General features: G+C 53.0%; 24 protein-coding genes. 10 read left to right on the top strand and 14 right to left on the bottom strand.

All coding sequences use genetic code 11. The annotated features are described in order from the left end of the window. Positions 1-5: 5 nt before the first annotated feature. The 3 genes from B2R29_RS13425 to B2R29_RS13415 all read left to right on the top strand — a co-directional run bounded on the left by B2R29_RS13425 (position 6) and on the right by B2R29_RS13415 (position 3131). The gene (locus B2R29_RS13425; RefSeq protein WP_301181530.1) at positions 6-1049 is read left to right on the top strand and encodes a DUF3080 family protein; all 1044 of its coding nucleotides are present in this window, start codon (positions 6-8) and stop codon (positions 1047-1049) included. 25 nt (positions 1050-1074) lie between these two features. Then, complete coding sequence (locus tag B2R29_RS13420; protein WP_301181529.1) at positions 1075-1869, top strand: S1/P1 nuclease; 795 nt, start codon at positions 1075-1077, stop codon at positions 1867-1869. 368 nt (positions 1870-2237) lie between these two features. Continuing rightward, positions 2238-3131 (top strand): prenyltransferase, encoded by an 894-nt coding sequence (locus B2R29_RS13415; RefSeq protein WP_301181528.1) that lies wholly within the window; start codon positions 2238-2240, stop codon positions 3129-3131. Positions 3132-3142: 11 nt separating this feature from the next. Here the strand turns inward: B2R29_RS13415 and tatC are convergent, their stop codons facing one another. The 8 genes from tatC to ubiE form a co-directional block, all read right to left on the bottom strand. Next, positions 3143-3883 carry a twin-arginine translocase subunit TatC gene (gene tatC, locus B2R29_RS13410; RefSeq protein ID WP_301181527.1) on the bottom strand — a complete coding sequence of 247 codons (741 nt, stop codon included), beginning with the start codon at positions 3881-3883 and terminating at the stop codon, positions 3143-3145. Continuing rightward, complete coding sequence (gene tatB / locus B2R29_RS13405) at positions 3880-4230, bottom strand: Sec-independent protein translocase protein TatB (protein ID WP_301181526.1); 351 nt, start codon at positions 4228-4230, stop codon at positions 3880-3882. Before tatB ends, tatC begins: the two co-directional genes overlap by 4 nt. Then, positions 4230-4493, bottom strand: coding sequence for a Sec-independent protein translocase subunit TatA (gene tatA, locus B2R29_RS13400; RefSeq protein ID WP_301181525.1), 264 nt, complete (start codon positions 4491-4493; stop codon positions 4230-4232). The genes tatB and tatA overlap by 1 nt, the downstream gene beginning before the upstream one ends. Positions 4494-4505: 12 nt before the next feature. Then, entirely contained in the window at positions 4506-4838 is a 333-nt protein-coding gene (locus tag B2R29_RS13395; protein ID WP_301181524.1) for a phosphoribosyl-ATP diphosphatase, read from the bottom strand. A 7-nt stretch (positions 4839-4845) separates the two neighbouring features. After that, positions 4846-5223 carry a phosphoribosyl-AMP cyclohydrolase gene (hisI, locus tag B2R29_RS13390; protein ID WP_301181523.1) on the bottom strand — a complete coding sequence of 126 codons (378 nt, stop codon included), beginning with the start codon at positions 5221-5223 and terminating at the stop codon, positions 4846-4848. 91 nt (positions 5224-5314) lie between these two features. Then, positions 5315-6967 carry a ubiquinone biosynthesis regulatory protein kinase UbiB gene (gene ubiB, locus B2R29_RS13385; RefSeq protein ID WP_301181522.1) on the bottom strand — a complete coding sequence of 551 codons (1653 nt, stop codon included), beginning with the start codon at positions 6965-6967 and terminating at the stop codon, positions 5315-5317. A 2-nt stretch (positions 6968-6969) separates the two neighbouring features. Then, positions 6970-7596, bottom strand: a complete 627-nt coding sequence (locus B2R29_RS13380; RefSeq protein WP_301181521.1) for a ubiquinone biosynthesis accessory factor UbiJ — start codon at positions 7594-7596, stop codon at positions 6970-6972. Further along, positions 7596-8345, bottom strand: a complete 750-nt coding sequence (ubiE, locus tag B2R29_RS13375; RefSeq protein ID WP_301181520.1) for a bifunctional demethylmenaquinone methyltransferase/2-methoxy-6-polyprenyl-1,4-benzoquinol methylase UbiE — start codon at positions 8343-8345, stop codon at positions 7596-7598. The genes B2R29_RS13380 and ubiE overlap by 1 nt, the downstream gene beginning before the upstream one ends. Positions 8346-8523: 178 nt before the next feature. Between ubiE and B2R29_RS13370 the strand changes: the two genes are divergently transcribed. Next, the gene (locus B2R29_RS13370) at positions 8524-8775 is read left to right on the top strand and encodes a DUF1145 domain-containing protein (protein WP_301181519.1); all 252 of its coding nucleotides are present in this window, start codon (positions 8524-8526) and stop codon (positions 8773-8775) included. Between the two features lie 67 nt (positions 8776-8842). Here the strand turns inward: B2R29_RS13370 and B2R29_RS13365 are convergent, their stop codons facing one another. Continuing rightward, positions 8843-9925 (bottom strand): OmpA family protein, encoded by a 1083-nt coding sequence (locus B2R29_RS13365; protein ID WP_301181518.1) that lies wholly within the window; start codon positions 9923-9925, stop codon positions 8843-8845. A gap of 248 nt (positions 9926-10173) precedes the next feature. Here B2R29_RS13365 and B2R29_RS13360 point away from each other — a divergent pair, with 248 nt between their 5' ends. The 3 genes from B2R29_RS13360 to B2R29_RS13350 all read left to right on the top strand — a co-directional run bounded on the left by B2R29_RS13360 (position 10174) and on the right by B2R29_RS13350 (position 12612). Next, on the top strand, positions 10174-11364 hold the full coding sequence (locus B2R29_RS13360; RefSeq protein WP_301181517.1) for a sensor histidine kinase: 1191 nt from the start codon (positions 10174-10176) through the stop codon (positions 11362-11364). Continuing rightward, the gene (locus tag B2R29_RS13355; protein WP_301181516.1) at positions 11361-11957 is read left to right on the top strand and encodes a response regulator transcription factor; all 597 of its coding nucleotides are present in this window, start codon (positions 11361-11363) and stop codon (positions 11955-11957) included. Before B2R29_RS13360 ends, B2R29_RS13355 begins: the two co-directional genes overlap by 4 nt. Before the next feature lie 115 nt (positions 11958-12072). Next, positions 12073-12612 carry a lipocalin family protein gene (locus B2R29_RS13350; protein WP_301181515.1) on the top strand — a complete coding sequence of 180 codons (540 nt, stop codon included), beginning with the start codon at positions 12073-12075 and terminating at the stop codon, positions 12610-12612. Here B2R29_RS13350 and B2R29_RS13345 read toward each other — a convergent pair. Further along, entirely contained in the window at positions 12599-13246 is a 648-nt protein-coding gene (locus B2R29_RS13345) for an arylesterase (protein WP_301181514.1), read from the bottom strand. The genes B2R29_RS13350 and B2R29_RS13345 overlap by 14 nt on opposite strands. 31 nt (positions 13247-13277) lie before the next feature. Here B2R29_RS13345 and B2R29_RS13340 point away from each other — a divergent pair, with 31 nt between their 5' ends. Together B2R29_RS13340 and B2R29_RS13335 are read left to right on the top strand one after the other, a co-directional pair. After that, positions 13278-13967, top strand: coding sequence for an ABC transporter ATP-binding protein (locus B2R29_RS13340; RefSeq protein ID WP_301181513.1), 690 nt, complete (start codon positions 13278-13280; stop codon positions 13965-13967). Further along, positions 13967-16465 (top strand): ABC transporter permease, encoded by a 2499-nt coding sequence (locus B2R29_RS13335; RefSeq protein ID WP_301181512.1) that lies wholly within the window; start codon positions 13967-13969, stop codon positions 16463-16465. Before B2R29_RS13340 ends, B2R29_RS13335 begins: the two co-directional genes overlap by 1 nt. On the opposite strand, the gene B2R29_RS17015 is transcribed toward B2R29_RS13335, so the two are convergent. From B2R29_RS17015 to B2R29_RS13315, 4 genes are read right to left on the bottom strand one after another with little or no spacing between them, the layout of a single operon-like run. Beyond that, the gene (locus B2R29_RS17015) at positions 16462-18366 is read right to left on the bottom strand and encodes a M48 family metallopeptidase (RefSeq protein WP_301181511.1); all 1905 of its coding nucleotides are present in this window, start codon (positions 18364-18366) and stop codon (positions 16462-16464) included. The genes B2R29_RS13335 and B2R29_RS17015 overlap by 4 nt on opposite strands. Positions 18367-18381: 15 nt before the next feature. Next, entirely contained in the window at positions 18382-18978 is a 597-nt protein-coding gene (locus B2R29_RS13325; protein WP_301181510.1) for a LemA family protein, read from the bottom strand. A gap of 31 nt (positions 18979-19009) precedes the next feature. Further along, positions 19010-19336, bottom strand: a complete 327-nt coding sequence (locus tag B2R29_RS13320; RefSeq protein ID WP_301181509.1) for a YdbL family protein — start codon at positions 19334-19336, stop codon at positions 19010-19012. Between the two features lie 14 nt (positions 19337-19350). Beyond that, positions 19351-19530, bottom strand: coding sequence for a YnbE family lipoprotein (locus tag B2R29_RS13315; protein WP_068440156.1), 180 nt, complete (start codon positions 19528-19530; stop codon positions 19351-19353). Positions 19531-19762: 232 nt separating this feature from the next. Between B2R29_RS13315 and B2R29_RS13310 the strand changes: the two genes are divergently transcribed. Further along, on the top strand, positions 19763-20164 hold the full coding sequence (locus tag B2R29_RS13310; protein WP_308790196.1) for a c-type cytochrome: 402 nt from the start codon (positions 19763-19765) through the stop codon (positions 20162-20164). Positions 20165-20405 lie beyond the last annotated feature (241 nt).

Below are 20405 nucleotides of genomic sequence, written 5' to 3'. Positions count from 1 at the left end.
GGCCTTTGCTGCTTTTGCTTGTTGCGGCCATGTTAAGTGGCTGCTCCACAGGTGAGCAGGCAGCGTTGGATGACTATCTTGAGCGCCTTGGCCGTGCACTTCAGGTTGAATTGCCGGAGTCTGATGGAGAGGAACTTCCGGCTGCACTCACCGACTTGCCGGGGCGCCGCCAACTGTCAGTCAGTGAGCCTGAATTAAGCATTAACCTACTCGATTTTCTGTCGTTATCTTCATGTGAGCTAGGACGAGTACTGGGGGCAAATAATAGTTCTCTCGGCAAGTTGGCGGCGCCCAGTCAGAGACTGCATCTACAACGTGACCTGATGCTAAGTGCGCCGGAGTGTATCGATGTGCTGGATGATAGTGATCCCGAGCTTGCGGATAAGTTACGTCGCCTTCTGCAGCAGAAATACGACGCCCGAATGACGTACTGGTGGAATGCCTGGTTCTCGTCAGAGGAGTGGCAGGCCTTTTTGTCACAATCAGAAGGTCTGCTGCCAGCGGGAGACAGGTCGCCTCAGGACGGAGCAACCACACTGGCGGCGACCCAGGTGTTCGATTACCTCGTACAGCAAGGTCGTCAGTGGCAGTCTGGCGATTGGCAGTACGATTCGGGGGTGATGGAGGCTCATCAGCAGCAGATGCTTGCTACGGCGGCGATAGGGCGTTGGCGTCTCACGAATCGTGCGCTTATGGAGGCCAGTATCAGAGGTGCTTGGCTTCTTGAGCAGCGCCTTGGCGATCGTCCGCTGTGTCCTGCTGGCCGCCTCACTCCTCAGGCCGAGATTCTGCAGAATGTCTTCCATAAGTATTACGCCGGTGTGCTTCAACCCTATCTGAGTAAAACCGATCGCTTTGGTGCCCAGTTGATCGACTACTTGAATGCTATCTCACTATTGGCGCCACGCAGTGTAGTCGGTGATTGGCAGCGAGGTGTGGTTGCGACACTTGAGGCCGAGAGGGCGGCGATGCTCAAAGCTCATCGTGGTCATGTTACAAAGTGGCAGGACATTCTGGCTCAATGTGCCATGATGCCCGGTTCACAATAGCGTTAAGCTGACCCAGAATAGGCCTATGAAGAAAAACAGCATGTATTTAAGAGTGCTCATCGGTTTCACGCTGGCGATGACTGCTCAAGGTGTATTTGCGTTCAGTTATCCAAGCCATGCTGTAGTGTGTGACCTTGCTTATCAGTACGCCACACCTGAAACACAGAGAGTCATTAGCGGGCTGGTCAGACAGTCTGGCGAGGCCCGCTCATTCGCACAGTTGTGCGGATGGCCTGACCGGGTCAGAACGATAGATGACTACAAGCATACGTCGGTGTGGCATTACATTAATGTAGCGCGCAAAGATACCTCTGTTCATCGTGCTCATTGTCCGGGAAAGGGGTGTGTGACGGAGGAAATTCGCGCAATGCAGAAGCGTCTGCAGAGTGCGCCCGAGTCCGATTGGCAAGCGTTGGCCTTCCTTGGGCATTTTGTCGGAGATGTGCATCAGCCATTACACGTCAGTTATGCAGATGACCGTGGCGGTAATCAGACGCGGATATATTATCGGGGTGAGCGTACGAATCTGCATGCCTTCTGGGATCGTGATGTGCCTGGTCTGTCGGGAACTTTAGCGAAGGACAGTACTCTTATCGCGTCTTTTGTTGTTGCGGCGCCATCAGAAGGAAGTCCCGAGGACTGGGCCAGCGAGTCGCTGCAGAAAACGCGTGATATTTACCGGGACTACAAGAAAGGTGCCCGTTTGGACGAGTCAGATATTAGTACTGATCGTCAGTGGATCAGGTCGAGACTTCACCTCGCTGCCCGGCGCTTAGCCAGCTTACTTGACCAATTGCTGGATAGCAGCGCGGCGGAATAAACAGGGACGAAAATGCAGATAATAAGAATAATCCCCATATGTTTGCTGGCGTCATTTGCTATGGCCGCCGAAGAGGAACGAACTGTCTGCGAAAGTGGAGAGGTATGGCATGCAGTTCAGGTGGTTTATCCACAAGGCTGGAGGCTGCCGTGTGAGGTACATTTTACGACGCCTGAAGAACAGCGGGTTGTCTGGAATGCGAAGACAGCGGAAGGATTCTGCGAGCGTAAAGCACAAGAAATTGTGCAGCGTCGCAGAAACGCAGGTTGGCAGTGTCATACCGAAACCCTGGTCGACAGTCCTGCTTTAACTGAGAGTAGCCTGATATCGGATTTGCCACCGATGCGGTAAAACACAGAGACAACGGCATGGATGCATCTATTTTAACAACGAGCCTGAAAACCACCCGACCGCCGTTTCTTATTCTGACGCCCGTCTGCTTGCTGGTGGGGTTTGCCGCCTCAGGATACTCTCCTCAATTAAATCCTGATCTGATCTGGGTTGTACTTGGTGCTTTGCTCGCGCATATATCTGTCAATATGCTCAATGAATATCAGGACTTTAAAAGCGGCCTTGATCTTGTCACCGACCGCACGCCGTTCAGCGGCGGAAGCGGAGGTTTGCCCGAGCACCCGCAGGCGGCAGGTTGGGTACTGGCCGGAGCTGTCCTGTCATTGTTGTGCGTTGTAATCATCGGTGTTTATCTGTCATTAGCGTACCCCGCCTTGTGGCTGTTGGGCGGCATAGGGGTGCTTCTGGTGTGGTTTTATACCTCGGTCATTAATCGTTTACCGTACCTTTGTTTGTTTGCTCCAGGGTTGGGGTTCGGTGTTTTGATGGTGGTAGGGACGGCTATTGTCGCAGGACTTGAGCAGCCGGTTTGCGTGGCTTTTGGCGCGGCAGTGGTCTTTCTGATGGTGAATAATCTTTTACTGGCGAATCAGTTCCCCGATATTGAAGCGGACAGAGTCCACGGTCGAGATCACCTGTTGATTCGTTACGGCGTCTCTGCAGGCGTCAGGGCTTTTAATATCATGACGTTTTCGGTGGCGGGCTTGATCGTCATTGCGGTTATGGCCGGGATCTGGCCGCAGTGGGTTCTGCTGGCGCTCTTCCCTTGGGCACTGACATTGAAGACGCTGACGGCCTTAAATCAGGAGCGTGAAAATATCGCTGCGGTTCCGGAGGCGCTCGGTATGAATGTGATAGCTACGTTGCTGACCCCAGTGGTACTGTCGCTGGCGCTGTTACTGAGTCGCTGACGCGGCCTTTGTCAGTCAGCTTCAGATGCTTCAGCTTGCTGTGGTCGGATTAACCGCGAAGCAAGGACACCCGCTTCAAAGAGCAGATACATCGGCAGCGCCAGGATCGTTTGTGAAATAACATCCGGAGGCGTTACCAGCATCCCGACAACAAAACAGCCGAGGAAAATATACGGCCGTTTGCCACTGAGTGATTCCACGGTGGTCATACCACTGAGCACCATAAGAAACGTGGCTACCGGGATCTCAAACGCGATGCCAAAGGCGAAGAATATTTTCAGCGAGAAATCGAGAATATTGCTGATGTCGGGCATAAACGAAATACCCTCTGGCCCGACTCCTGTGAAGAAACCAAACACCAGTGGCAGAACTACGAAGTACGCAAAAGCAATGCCTGTATAGAACAGCAGGATGCTCGACAGAAGGAGAGGAATCGCGAATTTCTTCTCATGCTGGTACAGCCCGGGTGAAATAAACGCCCAGATCTGGTGGAGTATAAAAGGGACTGCCGCCAAGACCGCCAACACAAAGGTTAATTTGAAGGGCACAAGAAAGGGCGAGGCGACGCCCGTCGCGATCATCTGCCCTTCGACCGGCATCAGCACAGACAGCGGCTCCACCAGGATCAGGTAGAGGTCGTTGGCGAAATAGAATAACCCGGCAAAAATCACCAGCACGAGCAGAACGGCACGAAGCAAGCGGTTACGCAGTTCAACCAGATGAGCAATAAGGGGTTGTTCTTGATCGGTCATTGAGACTTGTCTTCAGATGTTTTTTTCGCGATCGGAGTCGTCACTTCAGACGGGGTGGCTTCATCATTCGCCTCAGTATTATCCTGAGTCTCTTTCGGCTTTCTCATCGACGCCGGATTGAGGATGTCCTCATCGAGAAATGTCGCCGCAGGGTCACGAAGCTTGGCTTTCAGTTCTTCGGTGCGAGCCTGTCTTTCCAGGTCTTCCTGGAAGTTACTGACAGAGCGTCGGACGCGGCCGATAATCAAACCCATTGTTCGGGCTGCTTTCGGCAGTCGTTCCGGGCCAAGTACCAGCAATGCCAGGACGCCGATGACCATCAGCTCCATGAAGCCCATATCAAACATCAGGCTTTATCCTGATCCTTGGTTTTGCTGAACTCAGCGTCTTTTGCGGAAGTCTTCTCAGCCGTTTGGTTGGTCAGCGATTCGGGCTTTTTTTCATCCTCTGAGTCGTCTTTCTCGTCCGGCTTCTCATTCATTGCATTTTTAAAACCACGGACCGCACCACCGAGGTCACCGCCCATATTGCGTAGTTTCTTGGTACCGAAAATCATAATGACGATCGCCAGAATGATCAGGAGTTGCCAGATACTGATACCACCAAGCATAGTTTTTCTCCGTTATTTCTTTGTACGAGAGGCTTTTTCTTCCAAGCCTGACATGTTGAACCGGCGCGCCAGTTCGTTAACGACGGCTTCAGGGCGCTCACCCAGCTTCGCAAGTGCCACCAGGCTATGGAACCAAAGGTCGGCCGTTTCGTATATGACCTCTTTATTGTCACCACTGGTTTCAGCATCTTTCGCTGCGAGTATGGTTTCGGTGGCTTCTTCACCCACCTTTTCCAATATTTTATTCAGGCCTTTGTGGTAGAGGCTGGCGACATAGGATGAGTCAGCCTCTGCACCTTTGCGTTCTTCCAGAATATCACCTAACTGCTGAAGAATATCGCTCATAGGAATCTCAGTATATGTCACTTGGATCTTTCAGGACGGGATCTACATCGACCCAGTCGTTGTTGTCGTAGACTTTATAGAAGCAGCTTTCACGCCCGGTGTGGCAGGCGATACCGCCAATCTGCTCAACCTGCATCACGATAACGTCGCTGTCACAGTCGAGGCGAAGCTCATGGAGCTTTTGTACGTGGCCCGATGATTCGCCTTTGCGCCAGAGTTTCTGACGTGAACGCGAGTAGTAAATGGCGCGCTGCTCTTTTGCGGTCAGTTCGAGGGCTTCACGATTCATCCATGCCATCATCAGGATGCGGCCGGTGGCATGGTCCTGAGCAATGGCCGGTACTAATCCATCGTTGTCCCATTTCACTTTATCAAGCCAGTTCATCGTTTAACCTTGTTTCATATGCGTTGAAAGGCGAAGGATACCGTAGAGCATCGATTGTGCCTATTATGAAATCTACGCCGTGAACCCTGTGTCAGCTCTTAAGTACCAGCCAGATCAGGCCCGCCGCTCCAATGCTCAGGCCCGCTATTTCTGGCAGAGCGAGTGCGTATGATTGCCACCAAAGCAGTCCGCCAGTCACGGTGATCATAATTCCCAGTGTCTGGTGGCGCTTCTGCAAACGTTGCGCTTCGAGTGCGGCGTTCAGGACTTCCAGTTGTTCCTGCATTTTCTGCTGGTTTTCATCCAGATGATTGAGGCGCGTCAGGGCGCCGTGCATCAGGTTAGGAATCTGTGGTGCTTTTTCAACCCATCCCGGCAGCTGACGCTTGAGCTCTTTCCAGGCGGCTTTCGGCCCGAAACGTTCCCGCATCCAACGCTCAAGATACGGTTTTGCCGTGGTCCAGAGGTCAAGGTCCGGGTACAGCTGCCTGCCCAGACCTTCAATATTCAGCAGGGTTTTCTGCAGGAGTACCAGCTGTGGCTGAACTTCCATATTGAAGCGTCTGGCGGTCGCGAACAGTTGAATCAGTACCTGTCCGAATGAAATCTCTGACAGCGGCTTCTCGAAAATGGGTTCGCAGACACTGCGAATCGAGGCGGCGAACTCGTGGACTTTTGTCGTTGGTGGCACCCAGCCTGAATCTACGTGCAGTTGCGCAACCTGATGGTAATCCTGATTAAAGAAAGCCATCAGGTTCATCGCCAGGTAGTGCAGGTCCTCGTCGGTGAGACTGCCAACGATACCGCAGTCGATGGCGATATATTGCGGGCTGGAGGGGTTTTCACGCGAAACAAAAATATTGCCCGGATGCATGTCGGCATGGAAGAAACTGTCGCGGAATACCTGAGTGAAGAAAATTTCTACGCCGCGTTCGGCGAGTAACTTCATATTGGTATTCTGGGCGTAGAGCTCGTCGATGTTGGCAACAGGAATACCGTAGATACGCTCACTGACCATGACTTTATTGCGGGTGTATTCCCAGTACACCTCTGGCATGTACAGCAATTCGGACTCTGAGAAGTTACGTCGTAGCTGGGTCGCGTTAGATGCTTCAATCTGTAGGTTCAATTCACCGTAAATCGTGTGGCGATAGTCTTCTACCACTTCGACGGGCTTCAGGCGACGTCCTTCAGCGGAATACTTAACGAGAAGAATCGCCATAAATTCGAGTAACTGCAGGTCGCGCTCAATGGTGTCTTCGATGCCCGGGCGGACAACCTTAACCACGACTTCTTTACCGGCTTCTGAATGCTCGCCGAACAGTCGGGCCGCATACACCTGAGCAATAGACGCTGCTGCAAGCGGCTTCTCGGAAAACTCAGCAAACATCTCACTGATGGGCTGGCCGAGCTGTTCTTCGATCAGTTTCAGTGCGGTCTCAGTCGGGAAGGGGGCAACGTTGTCCTGCAGGTTTTTCAGCTCTGCGACAATGTCTTCCGGGATCAGGTCCGGACGCGTAGACAGAATCTGTCCAAATTTGACGAAGATGGGCCCCAGGGCTTCCAACGCCAGTCTTAAACGTGCGCCGCGGCTGAGTTTGCCCGGAACCGGACTCAAGCGCCACGGAGCCAACCACAACAGGATGCGGATTTTGAGCGGTAGCTGATCCGTCGGAACAAGCGCATCCAGACGGTAGCGGGTAAATATGAAGAGTATTTTCCAGAGTCGCCAGAGGTTGCCCACGCTCAGTCCTCAGTCTTTTTCTTGTTTTCCAGACCGGCAATCCGGGCTTCTATACGATCCATCATCAGGCGCAGGTCATCTGTCTGTGTTGCAAAATCATCAAGCATGGCTGACGGTGTTACCGCCTGCAGCTCGTCTTCAAGGTATTCTTTCGCAGCGGTGCGATAAGTTGATCCGGTGTCACTGCTCCAGCGGCTCAGGCTACGTAAACCTTTACCTATCTGATGAGCGAGCAGTCCCCCGGTCAACGGCTGTATGGCGGATTCCCAGTCAATATCTAACGCCTGTACGGTACGGGTTAAATACAGTGCCAGTTCGGTATCGCCATCCATGTCAATGTCGCTGTTGATCAGCTCATGGGCTTTGTCTTCGGCGCGCGCAAGCTCCAGAAAGTCAGTCAGCTTGCCACTCAGTACCACTTCGCTGTCTGAATCGGGCGTCATGCTCAGCGCTATGCCATCGCGTAAAAGGCGGACGTTGAAACGGCCCAGCCCTTCTATATCGACAGCAGCCATCCGACCCTCCTGGCGAGCCAGTCGCGAGAGCGTTGCGCTGTCCTGACGCAGAGCGTAATTGATCACCCGCTCAACGGGCAGGCACATGGCCTGACTGAGCACCGCTGGTAGCATCAGGGCTTGATTCCCCGGTGCAGGGCGACCACACCGCTGGTCATGTTGTTGTAGCTGCAGCGGACAAGGCCAGCGTCTTCCATCATGCCCTTCAGGGTTTCCTGATCTGGGTGCATACGGATGGATTCGGCCAGGTATTTATAGCTTTCAGAGTCGTTGGCGACCAGTTTTCCCATGAAGGGCAGAGCACTGAACGAATACAGGTCGTAGGCTTTGCTCATGACAGGGTTGGTCGGCTTGGAAAATTCAAGAATCAGAAGGCGACCACCGGGCTTGAGCACACGCGCCATAGAACGCAGGGCTTTGTCTTTGTCGGTGACATTCCGCAGACCAAAGGCCATGGTTATAACGTCAAAGCTGTTGTCTTCAAAGGGCAGGCATTCGGCATTCGCCTGAACATATTCGATATTCCCCGCATACCCCTGATCGGTCAGGCGATCACGGCCGACATTCAGCATGGAGGAGTTGATATCAGCGAGGACGACCTTGCCCTGTGGGCCGACGATGCGTGAGAACTTACGGGTCAGGTCTCCGGTGCCACCGGCAAGATCAAGGATCTGATTGCCTGGGCGAGCACCACTCATATCAATGGTGATTCGTTTCCAGAGACGGTGGACGCCGAACGACATCAGGTCATTCATTACATCGTATTTTGCAGCGACAGAGTGAAATACATCAGCCACTTTTCCAGCCTTTTCATCGACCGCAACGGTCTCGTAGCCGAAATGAGTTGTTTTGTTGTCGGACATGCCTACCTCCCAATCTGGATCGACATTCTAACCACCCGACGTTCGAATGTCTGCTTTCATTGCCATCACAAGCTGGCACAACCGCACCTGTGCAACCGAAATAGCATCAGGCAATCTGCGTCATCATACTTTTCTGACTTCTGGTCAGAAGTTAACTAAGACTTTGCGGGAGCAACAAATGAATACCGTAGCTATGAAAGCGGCAACATTCTTCTTCTGGGTACTGGCGATTACTGCGTGGGTGCAGGGCTGGGATGGCCTGCTCGGTTACCTGCCGACCATCGGTCTGATCGTTGCGGGTATCCACGTACTCGAAGTGCTTCTTTTCTGGGTGGCTTTCCGCAAAAAGAGCACCAACGTCAAGCTGGGTGCTGCGCAGGTATTTGTTTTTGGCATGTTCCACCTGCAGCGATTTATGCCTAGATCCTGAGTACATTTCAGGATCACAGGCATAAAAAAGGGAGGCCTGAGCCTCCCCAATAATACGCCGCTAACCCTTATTGAATGGTCAGTTCAACACGGCGGTTGAGCTGGCGGCCTTCTTCAGTGGTATTGTCAGCGATTGGCTGAGAATCACTTAGTGCGCGCAGTTCAATCGAATCTTTGCTGACACCGCGTGCCTCCAGATATCCACCGATTGTTTTGGCTCGCTCCATAGAGATGAACTGGTTAAATTCATCGCTGCCGGTTTCATCGGCGTGCCCTTTCACAATGATCTTGAGATCTTTGTCTTCTTTTGCCTGAGCAGCAATCTGATCCAGATAAGCAGTCGCTTTGCCTGGCATGCCTGCTTTGTTCAGAGGGAAGCGCAACAGAGCTTCTACCGTTTTGATCAGGTCACAGCCATTGCTGCCAACCATAGCTACCTTGCCGGTATCTGCACACTGGTCAACACTGTCAGCAACGCCATCATTGTCGCTGTCTTCAAAGGCAGACTTGGCTGGGATACCTGCTGCGGTTGCTGGCAGATCATTGGCTTGCTCAGCCGTCATCTGGCTGTCATCGGTCATATTGTTGCTGGCAACTGAGCTGGCCGCCGCGGCCGTTGATGCCACCGTCGTCGCTGCAGAGCCGAAGCGGTAACCCACTTCGATGACATAGTTCATGTGCTCTGGATATTCGTTGATCATATCGTCATAGCGAATTTCAGCGCGCGCAAATACACGCTCAGAAGAGTCGTACTGCACACCAGCCCCCAACGATGCCAGAGCATTTGATGCGCTGCCGCCATCGGTACGCATCTCTTCAAACCCGAGACCTGCTGTCAGGTATGGCTTCAGCGCATCATCAGACAGGAAGTACAGGCTGCTGAAACGGAACTGCTCAATATCTGCGCGTGAGTCGTCCTGGATGATGGACGGAATAACGAAGCTACCTTCCAACGCGAGGCTGTCTTTGAGCATGTAGCCAAGAGAGATTTCGTTGGTGTAGCTGTGCTTCATGTGATCGCCGAAGTGATCAACACTGATCTCGTTCTCGGTGTGCGCAGCGCCCACAGTGAAGTAGTAAGGTAAGTCCTGAGCCATCACTGACGCAGAGGTCGCTGCCAGAATGGCTGCGCTAAGTACTGAAAATTTCATAATCAATCCCCCAATCGATTGCCACTGAACTTTACCTAAGCTTGCATTCCAAAGCTACAACGATGACGTACCAGTCATACACTTGGCAGGCAGCACGCAAGGAAATCGATCACAAAACTGGTACTTTTTTCGTGCTTATTAGTAAAGGCTTAAGTACGTGTCGTATATTTTCTGACCTTCCTCGTTTGCTGACCCGGGGAGGATGAAATACTCTGAGCGCCATAACGATAACAACTGGTATTTCTCACATGGACTCCGTCTCTCTGCCTCTGCGGATACCCTATATCCTGCGCGCAGGCATCATCATCACGCTGGGCATCGGTGCCTGGGCGATTGCTGCCTATATTGTTCTATCGGTGTGTCCTCCTGAACAGCGCCTGCTGGCTACTTCGCTGATGGCGACCAGCGTTTTCTGTTTCTGTGCTCTGGCATTTTTGGGCACACGCGAGTTACTGATGAACAATCTTGCCTGGCGTGTCGATAATCGTGACTGGCAGTTCTGGTTGTTTCTGGTGGGGTCGCACCTGTGCTCCATTCTTCTGATGGGGGTCGCTGAGGTACCTTCTGAGAATGCGCCTTACGCAGTGCTGATGGTGGTGAACTCGGCTTCTCTTGTGGTTCGTTTTTCACCCAAATATTCACTCAGCTTTAATATGTTGGTAGCCGTGTTGTTCGCGATGCAGTTCCCGCAGGATCAATGGCTTATTTTCTGTTTATGCACGCTCATGCAGCTGGTCTTGTGGAGTTTCGGCCTCAGCATTGTGGTCGAGATCAGTGAGGTCAGGCGTTTGCGGGTAATGGGAGATGAGTTGCGCATGGCACAGGCTCAGATTGCTGAGTCTGAGCGGATGCTGGAAAGACGCAATATCCGTCATAACCTGCATGATAATATGGGACACGAACTGGCGACCCTGCACATGAATCTGCAAATTCTCGAGCAGCAGGCGAGTCGGTTAGAGTTATCGGATGATGTCGTGGCGCCTCTTGAGCGTTCACGGGATGCGAGCAGGAAGATGTTCGCCGTTCTGGACGACATCGTATCTGGTTTACGCCAGGTGCCCTCTGCCCATTTTTACGACGCATTAACCGACCTTGTCGATCAGGCGACCACCCTGAAAGTGAAAACACTCTGGGATGAAAAGGTGAAAATATCTGATCCGCAGTGCTGTGAGACCTTATTGTCTGTTGTTCGTGAGTTTCTCACAAACGTTATGAAGCACTCTGAAGGACGTGAAGTCGAAATTCGCAGTCGCTACAGCAATGGCCATATTGAACTGAAGCTTACCGATCTTGCCGAATACACAGGCGAGTTCAGTTATGGCAATGGACTTTCCGGTGTTGAAGAGCGAATCGCGGCGATGGATGGACGCTTTTTGGTTGAAATGTCCGACAACAGTGAACTCACCTGGAGCATCAGTTTGCCGGAGGCCAGCGTATGATGAGACTTGTTCTGGTCGATGATCAGGCCCTCGTGCAGCAAGGGGTCGCAACGCTTCTGGAGATGTCTGGTGTATTCACTGTGGTGGCTACGCTTGAATCGGGGACTGCATTAGCTGCTTGGTTGCGCGACCACCCCGAGGGGTGCGATCTTGTCCTGCTCGACTTTCATATGCCGGCTCAGGATGGCATAGAAACTCTTAAATCCCTGAAACCCGAACTCCGCATTCCCGTTGTATTCCTCTCTACCTTTGCTGATGCTGCGCTGAGTCGTGAAGCCCGGCGAAATGGTGCTGCTGGATGGTTGGCCAAAAGCGTAGAGATCAGCGAGCTGGTCTCGGCGCTGAAAGCGGTCGGGACGGGTGAACAGGTATTCCCTGCCTTGGCTCACAACGCTCAGGATTGGGATCTGAGCGTCAGGGAGTTCGAGGTCGCACGGTGTCTTGTTGCCGGGATGACCAACCAACAGATTGCTGATCACTGTTGCCTGAGCCTGGGCACGGTGAAGAACTATACGTCGAATTTGTTCAGTAAACTTGAGGTTTCAAACCGTTCGTCAGCGATTGCGGCGCTGCGTGAGCGCGGGATCTCTTAACCGGAGTTAAGTTGTTCAGTTCTCAGCTGACCTGAACTGTGTCTTGTCTTTTGTATTGTTTATGTATAGGTTTTGTATATCAATATTATTCATAAACGAGCAGGAGAGATCCCCCATGCAACTTCTTACCCGGCTGATTCTTATCGCATTAACGGCCATGTCGCTGTCGGCATGCCGTATTGTCGAAACTGTCCCTTTTGTTGATATCCCCCGATATATGGGCCTCTGGTACCAGATTGCTGCCAATGAAGTGTCATTTAATGAGGGGCTGGTAGGGGTCACCGCAGAATATACCCTGCTCGAAGATGGTTCTGTTGAAGTGCTGAACAAAGGGTATCAGGACACTCTCGACGGCGAATTGAATCAGATTACAGGGAATGCCACCATTTGGGATGAAGAGACAAACTCTAAGCTCAAGGTTGTATTTCCGGGCGCACCGGACCTGCCGTATCCTAACTATCTGATCGTTGTCCTGGATGAGGCGGGTTATGAGTATGCGGCGGTCACAGATCCGTTTGAATACACTCTGTTTATCCTCAGCCGCTCTCCTGAAATGAGTGAGAACACCTACGCCATGATTCTTGGTGAACTGGAATCTCTTGGCGTCGATACCAGTGAACTCATTATTACTCCACAGGCCGCTACGGCTGAGTGATGAGTTTGATAACTTCAGGCGCAACGTTGTCGGCCAGTGCCGGTTGCGCCTCTGTTGTGGGGTGAATTCCATCGTCCTGCATCATGCCATCGACCGCTGCGATTCCTTCCAACAAAAAAGGCACCAGACCTGTGTTGTAACTTCCTGACAGTTCTATATACAGCGTTCGGAACCCCTCTGTGTATGCTGGCCCATAATTCGGAGGGATCTGCATACCAGCCAGAATGACATCCGAGCCTGATTCCTGCGCGGCTGCGATCATAGCGGTCAGGTTATTTCGGACCAGAGAAAGTGGCGTGCCTCTCAATGCGTCATTGCCGCCAAGTGCCAGCAGGGTGACGTCTGGTTTATGGCGTTCCAGCAGGGCGGGTAAGCGGCTACGGCCGCCTGAAGTCGTGTCGCCGCTTATTGCTGCAACGACAACAGTGAGTTGCGGAAACCGGTCACGCAGTTTCTGTTCTAATAATAGAGGCCATTGCTCTTCGACCGGGATGCCAAAGCCCGCACTGATACTGTCGCCAACGATCAGCAATTTTGGCTCTGTCTGCTTTTGAGCATGCACTTGTGCCTGATCCTCAGCGTGCACCTGAGAGCAGGCGAGGCCTGTCATGATCAGAAGTGCAAAAACTGACATTAACGATTTAACTTTCAGGAAACCATTCGGTATGCCGGACAACACAGATACTACCTCTCTCAGTGCCGATCACTTAGTGAAAACAGTTCGCAGTGGTGAAGAACCTCTGACCATCCTGAAGGGAGTTTCGTTGCATATCAAGCGCGGAGAAAGTGTGGCGATCGTCGGCGCATCCGGCAGTGGTAAGTCGACCTTGCTGGGTATTCTGGCCGGGCTCGACCTGCCGTCAGAAGGTGAAGTCACGCTTTTGGGGCAGGCCATGAGCGGGTTGGATGAAGACCAGCGGGCGGCTATCCGCGCGGGCGGTGTGGCGTTTGTATTCCAGAATTTTCATCTGCTTCAGGGACTGACCGCTCTGGAGAACGTGATGCTGCCGCTTGAGATTGTCGGCAAGAAAAACGCAGATAATGAGGCGACTGAGCTGCTTCATTCTGTTGGTCTGGCGGATCGGCTAACGCATTATCCGAGTCAGCTATCTGGGGGCGAGCAGCAGCGTGTGGCTTTGGCCCGTGCCTTTGCCGGGCAACCCGACATCCTGTTCGCGGATGAGCCTACCGGAAACCTGGATCGTACGACGGGTGAGCAGGTCGAGTCCCTCCTGTTCAGGCTTAACGAAGAATCTGCCACGACACTGGTGCTTGTCACACACGACGAGCGCCTCGCGCAGCGGTGTGACCGGCGCCTGAAAATGACCGATGGGGTATTGGAGGAAATTGCCTGATGAAAAACGCAGCAGGCAGGTTCACCGAGGTCAGACTCGCACTCAAATTGATGAGCCGCGAGCTGCGTAGCGGCGAGTTAACGCTGATATTTCTGGCACTGGTGCTCGCTGTGACAGTGACCACGGCGATTGCGTTATTCAGCCAGCGACTGGATCTGGCGATGCAGGCCAGCGCCAATGATATGCTGGGCGCTGATCTGCGAGTTCGTTCGACCACTCCTCTCGAAGACGAATGGTTGGCAGAGGCAGATTCCCTTGGCCTGGATCGGGCCCGGGCACTCACTTTTCCCAGCGTGGTCGTCGCCGGTGATCAGATGACGTTGTCTGCGGTGAAAGCCGTTGATGATGGTTATCCGTTACGTGGTGAACTTCTGGTCTTGGGTGTCGACGATAAGGTTGCATCATTGCGTCAGTCAGGCCCCGAACCGGGAGAAGCCTGGGTCGAGGCGCGCCTGCTGTCGTTGTTGAATATCGGCTTGGGCGATGAAGCGGATCTGGGGGGCAAAACTTACCGGATCACCGGCCTTATTGAGAAGGAAAGTGACCGGGGAGGTAACTTCTACACCTTATCACCGCGCATTATGGTGCATTGGAGTGAGCTTGAAAGCAGTCCGATGCTAGGGCCCGGCAGCCGCGTGCGTTATCGGTTGATGCTCAGCGGTGATGACGGTCTGTTGGAGCAGTTTCAGAATTCGGTAGAGCTGAAAGCCAATCAGTCGTTTGAGGCTCTGGGGGATGGTAATCGGCAGATGGCTGCCTCACTTGACCGGGCGCGCCGGTATCTCGGCTTGGCGGCTATTCTCGCGGTGGTTCTGGCGTGTGTTGCCGTCGCAGTCAGTGCCCGTCGCTACGCCGAGCGCCACTTTGATATCAGTGCTCTTATGCGTACCTTCGGCTTACCCCGAGCATCGGTACTGCGGATTTTTCTCGCCCAGCTACTGCTTCTCGGGGGGGCGGCTACTCTACTTGGCGCTTTGTTCGCTTACCTTCTGCAGCTAGGGTTATTGCAGGTGCTGTCGGGCCTGATTCCTGAAGGCTTACCGCCTGCAACACCGAGTGCATGGGCTCTTGGGCTCAGTGCGGGTTTGCTGAGCTTGTTTGGTTTTGGTGTGCCACATTTGCTGCCTTTATCCTCCATCAGTCCGTTGAGGGTTCTGCGTCGGGATCTGGTTCCTGTGCCGCTTAAGGGCTGGCTGATTTACGCCTTAGCGTTGGGATCGCTGACACTGCTGCTCTCCCTGCTGACGCAGGACATTATGCTCAGTGGTGGTCTGATGATCGGTGGTGCTGCGACCTTGCTGCTTTTACTTCTACTGTTACGCGGAGGACTGAGGTTTGCCGGGAGCTTGTTGCGAAACAGAAAGCTTCCTCTCAGCCTCAGGTTTGCCTGGCAACATCTGAGTCGTAGCCATACCGCGACGGCAGGACAGCTATTGGCGTTCGCCATGACTCTGATGGTGATGTTAATTATTGGTATGTTGCGCACAGACCTGTTGGCCGATTGGCAGCGCAGCATGCCGCAAGACGCCCCTAATATTTTTGCTTTGAATATTCAGCCTTTTGAGCGTGAAAGTTTCTCTGAATCTCTGGTGAATCACAGCATTGAGACTCAGGCCCTGTATCCCATGATTCCGATGCGTCTGGTGAAAGTAAATGGCATGGCGGTAAGTGAGATGGATATTGCTGAGGACCGCTCGATCAATCGTGATCTCATTACATCCTCCGCAGAAACGCTCCCCGACAATAATGAAGTCGTCGGTGGCGAATGGTCTCAGACGGCTGCAGGCCCGGGGCAGGTATCCGTTGAGCATGAGCTGGCTGAACGCCTGGGGCTGGGGTTAAGTGATGTGCTGACTTTCCGTGCGGCTGGCGTCGACCTTGATGCTGAGATCACCAGCTTGCGTCGCCTCGACTGGACGGCGATGACGCCAAACTTTTTCATGATGCTGTCGCCAGATCTGACGGCTGAACTCCCAATGGGTTACATGACCAGCTTTCATCTTGCGGAGGAGCATGAGGGCGCACTGGTTTCCCTGATCCGGAAATACCCTGGCATTACCTTTATCGACACCCGAGCTATCCTTTCGCAGGTACAGACACTGTTGCAGCGACTGACCACCGCAGTGGAGCTGATATTGGTATTCGTCCTGCTGGGTGCTGTATTGGTGATGTTATCCGTGTTGCTGACATCGACACGGGAACGACTGACCGAAGGTGCGGTGTTACGTACTTTAGGTGCGGCACGGAAACAACTACGTCAGGCACAATGGGTTGAGTTCGCACTGCTGGGTGTGTTGTCAGCTGTGCTGGCCTTAGTCGGCGCGGAGTTAGTGACGGCGGGTTTGTATATTGGCCTGTTAGATATTCCATACAGCAGTCTTGGCTGGGCGTGGCTCTGGTTACCACCTGCAACGGCGCTAGGATTGGCTATTCCGGGGAGCTTGATGCTGCGCAGAGTCAGCCGGGTTCCGCCGTTGACCGTATTGCGAGAAGCTTAGTTAATCAGCTCAGCTGCATTCTCGAACATGCCGAGCGGAGTCTCCAAAATGGCGGCGAGGGTGCGGATCATATCGCGCTCTTCCATCGTGATTTTGCCATCGTGATGCACACATACGGAAATGGCACGCATGACCCGCTCCCGAACCTCCGGTGCGCTTGCGATCAGAGCGCTCAATGCTTTATTCAGCGGTTTCAGGCTTTTGTGTGGCGCATGTTCGGGGTTGCAGTCACGCATAAGCAGTTGTTCTGAAGAGATTCCTGCTTCGAATGCCAGCACCGCAGATTGATAGTCTTTCGTTCCTGCGTGCGCGACATACGCCATGACGGCAGCAATATCATCGGCGAGGGCGTGAGCTGACTTGCGTTTCTGGCGGAAGGCCGGAAGAGTACCAAAGTGCCGCCCTAGGTATTGCAGAATCAGACGGTAGAGACACCACTCGAACAGGTCGATCCTGTTGTCCAGCTGTATCATGCCGACCAGTGTCTGATTCATGGTGCGGTACTGCTTAAGAGACATTCGACGGAGTGCCGGCATCGCTCGCTCAACCAGTTCAAGCCGTACTTCTTTGTCGGTGCGTCGCACCTCATTCAGGTAGCGCAGAGCTTCGCGGAAGGTGGCACTGCCGTGTTTCTGTTGAATCATGTTCTGCTGCTCACGTGCGGTTTCTTCGCTTGAGCCGCTCATCAATAGCGCAAACACCAGAGCCTCTGCTGACATGGCATTAATGATTGCGAGTTCGCTTCTGAGGAACTCTTCACCGCGTGATTCGTAGGGCACAGTTGCATATCCGCTTTCAGCAGGAGCCTCTGTGTTATCGACGTTTGCAGGTGTTTGATCATGACTACCCGAGAAGCCGCTGATGGCATCGCTGTCGTTATAGCTGAAGTCACGCAATTCAATGTGTTGCATTCTTGGCTTCAGGTAGTGCCCGTCCCAGCCCGGCTGAATCTTCTGAATACGCTCGTCCAGTGGCGGGTGGGTTGCAAACATGGTGCGACGGAAACGCATCACAGGGCCAAAAAAGAAGTGAGATACTTCAAGCGCAGAGGGTGAACCGACACGAGAGCCAGCACCATAGCCGATGACTTTAAGAGCGCCACTGATGCCATCGGGGTTGCGGGTAAATTGCACAGCGGATGCATCAGCCAGAAACTCACGCTGACGACTGACGGCCGATTTGATCATACGCCCAAAAAATTCGCCGCCGTAGCCAATCGCCATCAAGGCAAATCCGAAGATGGCGGCGCGAGGATCGGTACGACGCGTTGTATAGCCGCGATTGTGCGAGCCACGGATAATCATACGCCCGATTTCACCAATAAATACGATGCCATAGATGATGCCGGTCAGACGCATATTCATACGCATATCACCGTTGAATATATGGCTGAATTCGTGGGCGATGACGCCCTGAAGCTGGTCGCGCGTCAGGGCAGATATTGCGCCGCGCGTAACACCAACGACGGCATCACTGGGTTGGTAGCCTGCGGCAAACGCATTGATGCCTGAGTCCTCCATGACATAGACGTCGGGTACAGGCATCCCGGAGGCAATGGCCATTTCTTCAACGATATTCAGGAGGCGCCTTTCATCCGGGTCCCGGCTGCCGGGGTCCAGCAGCGTTGCTCCCAGCGAGTTGGCTACGTCACTGCCTTTACTAAGTGACAGTTGCCTGAAAAAGCTGGAAATAAGGATCACCGCCAGCGTCGTAAAACTCACGACGGCCCAGTGCTCGGCATCATATATACCAGAGATGCGATGGGCTCCGAGCGTAAAACCGATGCCAGCAATAAACAGAAGGTTCACAGTCAGGATGACAGCAATGACGGCAAGGCTGAACAGTAGAATGAGGCGTCCGGTGTTACGGCGCGCCTCCTCCTGATGACGAAAGAAGTTCATACGTTAGTGCAGAGCTCAGAAGCTAATTTTGGGCGCGTCTTCCAGTACTTCCCGGTTTTCGAACTCTAACAGGGTAGCGTCTTCTCTGTGGCCAAAAGCGCCTGCAAGAACAATGGCAGGGAAGCTTTGACGGTAAGTGTTGTAATCCATGACTGAATCGTTATACGCCTGACGAGCGAAAGCGATCCGGTTCTCTGTGCTGCTCAGCTCTTCGGTGAGCTGCATCATGTTTTCGTTTGCCTTCAGCTCTGGGTAAGCTTCCATCACGACATTCAGGCGGCCGAGTGCTCCAGCCAGCGCGCCTTCAGCACCCATTAACTGAGCCATGCCACCACTGTTCGCAGGATTGCCACCAATGGCTTTGAGGCCCGCGGCGGCTTCGTTGCGAGCGCTGATGACAGCTTCCAGAGTATCCCGTTCGTGACGGATATATTCTTTTGCAGTTTCTACAAGGTTAGGAATCAGATCGTAGCGACGCTTCAGTTGCACATCGATCTGAGCGAAACTGTTCTGAAAGCGGTTTTTAAGTGCGACCAGTTTGTTGTAAACACTGACCAGTAAAAGAATGATGCCAGCGATAACTGCCAGCAGAATAATGCCTGATGTTGTCATTGTCCGTTCTCCGTGTGCTCAGATCAGAGCGTTATCGCTGCCACTGACCTGAACCGTCCATGTAAAATTCACCACTGCCCTGAGCTTTTTCAATCAGCTTTTCACCGGCGATACGCTCGATGTTGACCAGTTGTGTGTTCTGTTTGTTGGCGATTTCCTGATAGCGGGCTTTGCGCTTGGCGTTAATGTCAACAACGAGGGCCGCCGCCTCAGGGCTACTGGCACTGACGAGGCCAAGGTAACCGTTCGGTTGCTCACCTATAAGTCCCATATTCTTTGCGTCGTCCAGTTCCAGGGCCAGTGCAGCAACACTGAACAGTAGGCCAGCGACGAAGGTTGTTATCTTGCTGAGTTTCATCGTCTTCTCCTTGTTCAGAACAGATCGTCTTCGGATTCAAACAGTTGCTCGAGGTCCTTTTCGACCTTTACCCGGACTTCGTGCTCAATCTTGACGTTAAGATTGATGGTGATCGGCTTTTCCGGGGCCGCAACCTTGAGCGTGCAGGCGGTCAGAGGCGCCAGCAAAAGCAGAATCAATAGAGGGTTTTTCATGGTCAGAGTCCTTACCTGTCTCAGGCTTACTCTATCTTACGGGGCATGAAGTGGGAACGGTCGGAGGTAAGGTTTGGTATAAGAATCACGAAAAATAAGGGTATTCACACGGCTCAGAGGCAGAATACTTGCGTTGAATCATGTCCAGTCGTTCAAACCCGGACGATTTGTAGCTATAATGCGTGCACTAAAATTACGACAAGCCTGATTGGCACTGGATGAGGACATCTTCGTGAAGCAACTGAAAGCATTGATTCTGGCGGCCGCCACTCTGGTCATGGCTCAGGCATACGCCGAGAGCGACGCTCAGATTGAGAAAATCCGCGAGCGTATCGCTCCGGTCGGTGAAGTGTGTGTAGGCGCTGAGTGTGGTGGCGTTGCAGTGGTTGCAGGTGAACCTCGCACGGGTGAAGAAGTTTACAACACTGCATGTACTGCCTGTCATGGTGCTGGCGTACTGGGTGCACCTAAGAAAGGCGATACTGCTGCTTGGGATGATCGCCTGGCCAAAGGTATGGAGGAGACTCTGTACAATGCAATCAATGGTATCAATGCCATGCCGCCTAAAGGTAACTGCGCGACCTGTTCGGATGATGAAATCCTGAACGCGATCAAGTACATGGCAGGACGTTAAGCACCTTAACCATTTGGTTAAGCTCGAAGAAAACCCGCTCCGGCGGGTTTTTTTGTGCCTGTATTTTCTGCCGGAATATGTGATTACTGAAGGCCCGTTCGTCGGGAATATTGCATTCAGGATTCTCTGGCGGTGACTGAAATCCGGCTTTGATGTTTTTTTTGTTACTAAAGGTTAGCGTCACTGGCAGGCGTGGAGGGCTTGTCTATAAGTATTCCCATCAAATAAACACCGCTTAAAG

Origin of the sequence: Thalassolituus sp. UBA3500 (genome assembly GCF_002377545.1) — a bacterium.
Classification (GTDB): Bacteria; Pseudomonadota; Gammaproteobacteria; order Pseudomonadales; family Oceanobacteraceae; genus Thalassolituus.
The sequence above is the reverse complement of the archived record's forward strand: the minus strand, read 5'-3'. Positions and strand labels throughout refer to the sequence as shown.

What these genes read in the sequence shown, in the direction of transcription:
- B2R29_RS13420 (WP_301181529.1), top strand. Translation starts at nt 1,075, where the DNA reads ATGAAGAAAAACAGCATGTATTTAAGAGTGCTCATCGGTTTCACGCTG.
- B2R29_RS13345 (WP_301181514.1), bottom strand. Translation starts at nt 13,246, where the DNA reads ATGTCAGTTTTTGCACTTCTGATCATGACAGGCCTCGCCTGCTCTCAG.
- tatC (WP_301181527.1), bottom strand. Translation starts at nt 3,883, where the DNA reads ATGACCGATCAAGAACAACCCCTTATTGCTCATCTGGTTGAACTGCGT.
- B2R29_RS13415 (WP_301181528.1), top strand. Translation starts at nt 2,238, where the DNA reads ATGGATGCATCTATTTTAACAACGAGCCTGAAAACCACCCGACCGCCG.
- B2R29_RS13395 (WP_301181524.1), bottom strand. Translation starts at nt 4,838, where the DNA reads ATGAGCGATATTCTTCAGCAGTTAGGTGATATTCTGGAAGAACGCAAA.
- B2R29_RS13315 (WP_068440156.1), bottom strand. Translation starts at nt 19,530, where the DNA reads ATGAAAAACCCTCTATTGATTCTGCTTTTGCTGGCGCCTCTGACCGCC.
- B2R29_RS13355 (WP_301181516.1), top strand. Translation starts at nt 11,361, where the DNA reads ATGATGAGACTTGTTCTGGTCGATGATCAGGCCCTCGTGCAGCAAGGG.
- hisI (WP_301181523.1), bottom strand. Translation starts at nt 5,223, where the DNA reads ATGAACTGGCTTGATAAAGTGAAATGGGACAACGATGGATTAGTACCG.
- B2R29_RS13350 (WP_301181515.1), top strand. Translation starts at nt 12,073, where the DNA reads ATGCAACTTCTTACCCGGCTGATTCTTATCGCATTAACGGCCATGTCG.
- B2R29_RS13380 (WP_301181521.1), bottom strand. Translation starts at nt 7,596, where the DNA reads ATGCTACCAGCGGTGCTCAGTCAGGCCATGTGCCTGCCCGTTGAGCGG.
- B2R29_RS13320 (WP_301181509.1), bottom strand. Translation starts at nt 19,336, where the DNA reads ATGAAACTCAGCAAGATAACAACCTTCGTCGCTGGCCTACTGTTCAGT.
- B2R29_RS13325 (WP_301181510.1), bottom strand. Translation starts at nt 18,978, where the DNA reads ATGACAACATCAGGCATTATTCTGCTGGCAGTTATCGCTGGCATCATT.
- B2R29_RS13360 (WP_301181517.1), top strand. Translation starts at nt 10,174, where the DNA reads ATGGACTCCGTCTCTCTGCCTCTGCGGATACCCTATATCCTGCGCGCA.
- B2R29_RS13370 (WP_301181519.1), top strand. Translation starts at nt 8,524, where the DNA reads ATGAATACCGTAGCTATGAAAGCGGCAACATTCTTCTTCTGGGTACTG.
- tatA (WP_301181525.1), bottom strand. Translation starts at nt 4,493, where the DNA reads ATGCTTGGTGGTATCAGTATCTGGCAACTCCTGATCATTCTGGCGATC.
- ubiE (WP_301181520.1), bottom strand. Translation starts at nt 8,345, where the DNA reads ATGTCCGACAACAAAACAACTCATTTCGGCTACGAGACCGTTGCGGTC.
- B2R29_RS13365 (WP_301181518.1), bottom strand. Translation starts at nt 9,925, where the DNA reads ATGAAATTTTCAGTACTTAGCGCAGCCATTCTGGCAGCGACCTCTGCG.
- tatB (WP_301181526.1), bottom strand. Translation starts at nt 4,230, where the DNA reads ATGTTTGATATGGGCTTCATGGAGCTGATGGTCATCGGCGTCCTGGCA.
- B2R29_RS13340 (WP_301181513.1), top strand. Translation starts at nt 13,278, where the DNA reads ATGCCGGACAACACAGATACTACCTCTCTCAGTGCCGATCACTTAGTG.
- B2R29_RS13335 (WP_301181512.1), top strand. Translation starts at nt 13,967, where the DNA reads ATGAAAAACGCAGCAGGCAGGTTCACCGAGGTCAGACTCGCACTCAAA.
- B2R29_RS17015 (WP_301181511.1), bottom strand. Translation starts at nt 18,366, where the DNA reads ATGAACTTCTTTCGTCATCAGGAGGAGGCGCGCCGTAACACCGGACGC.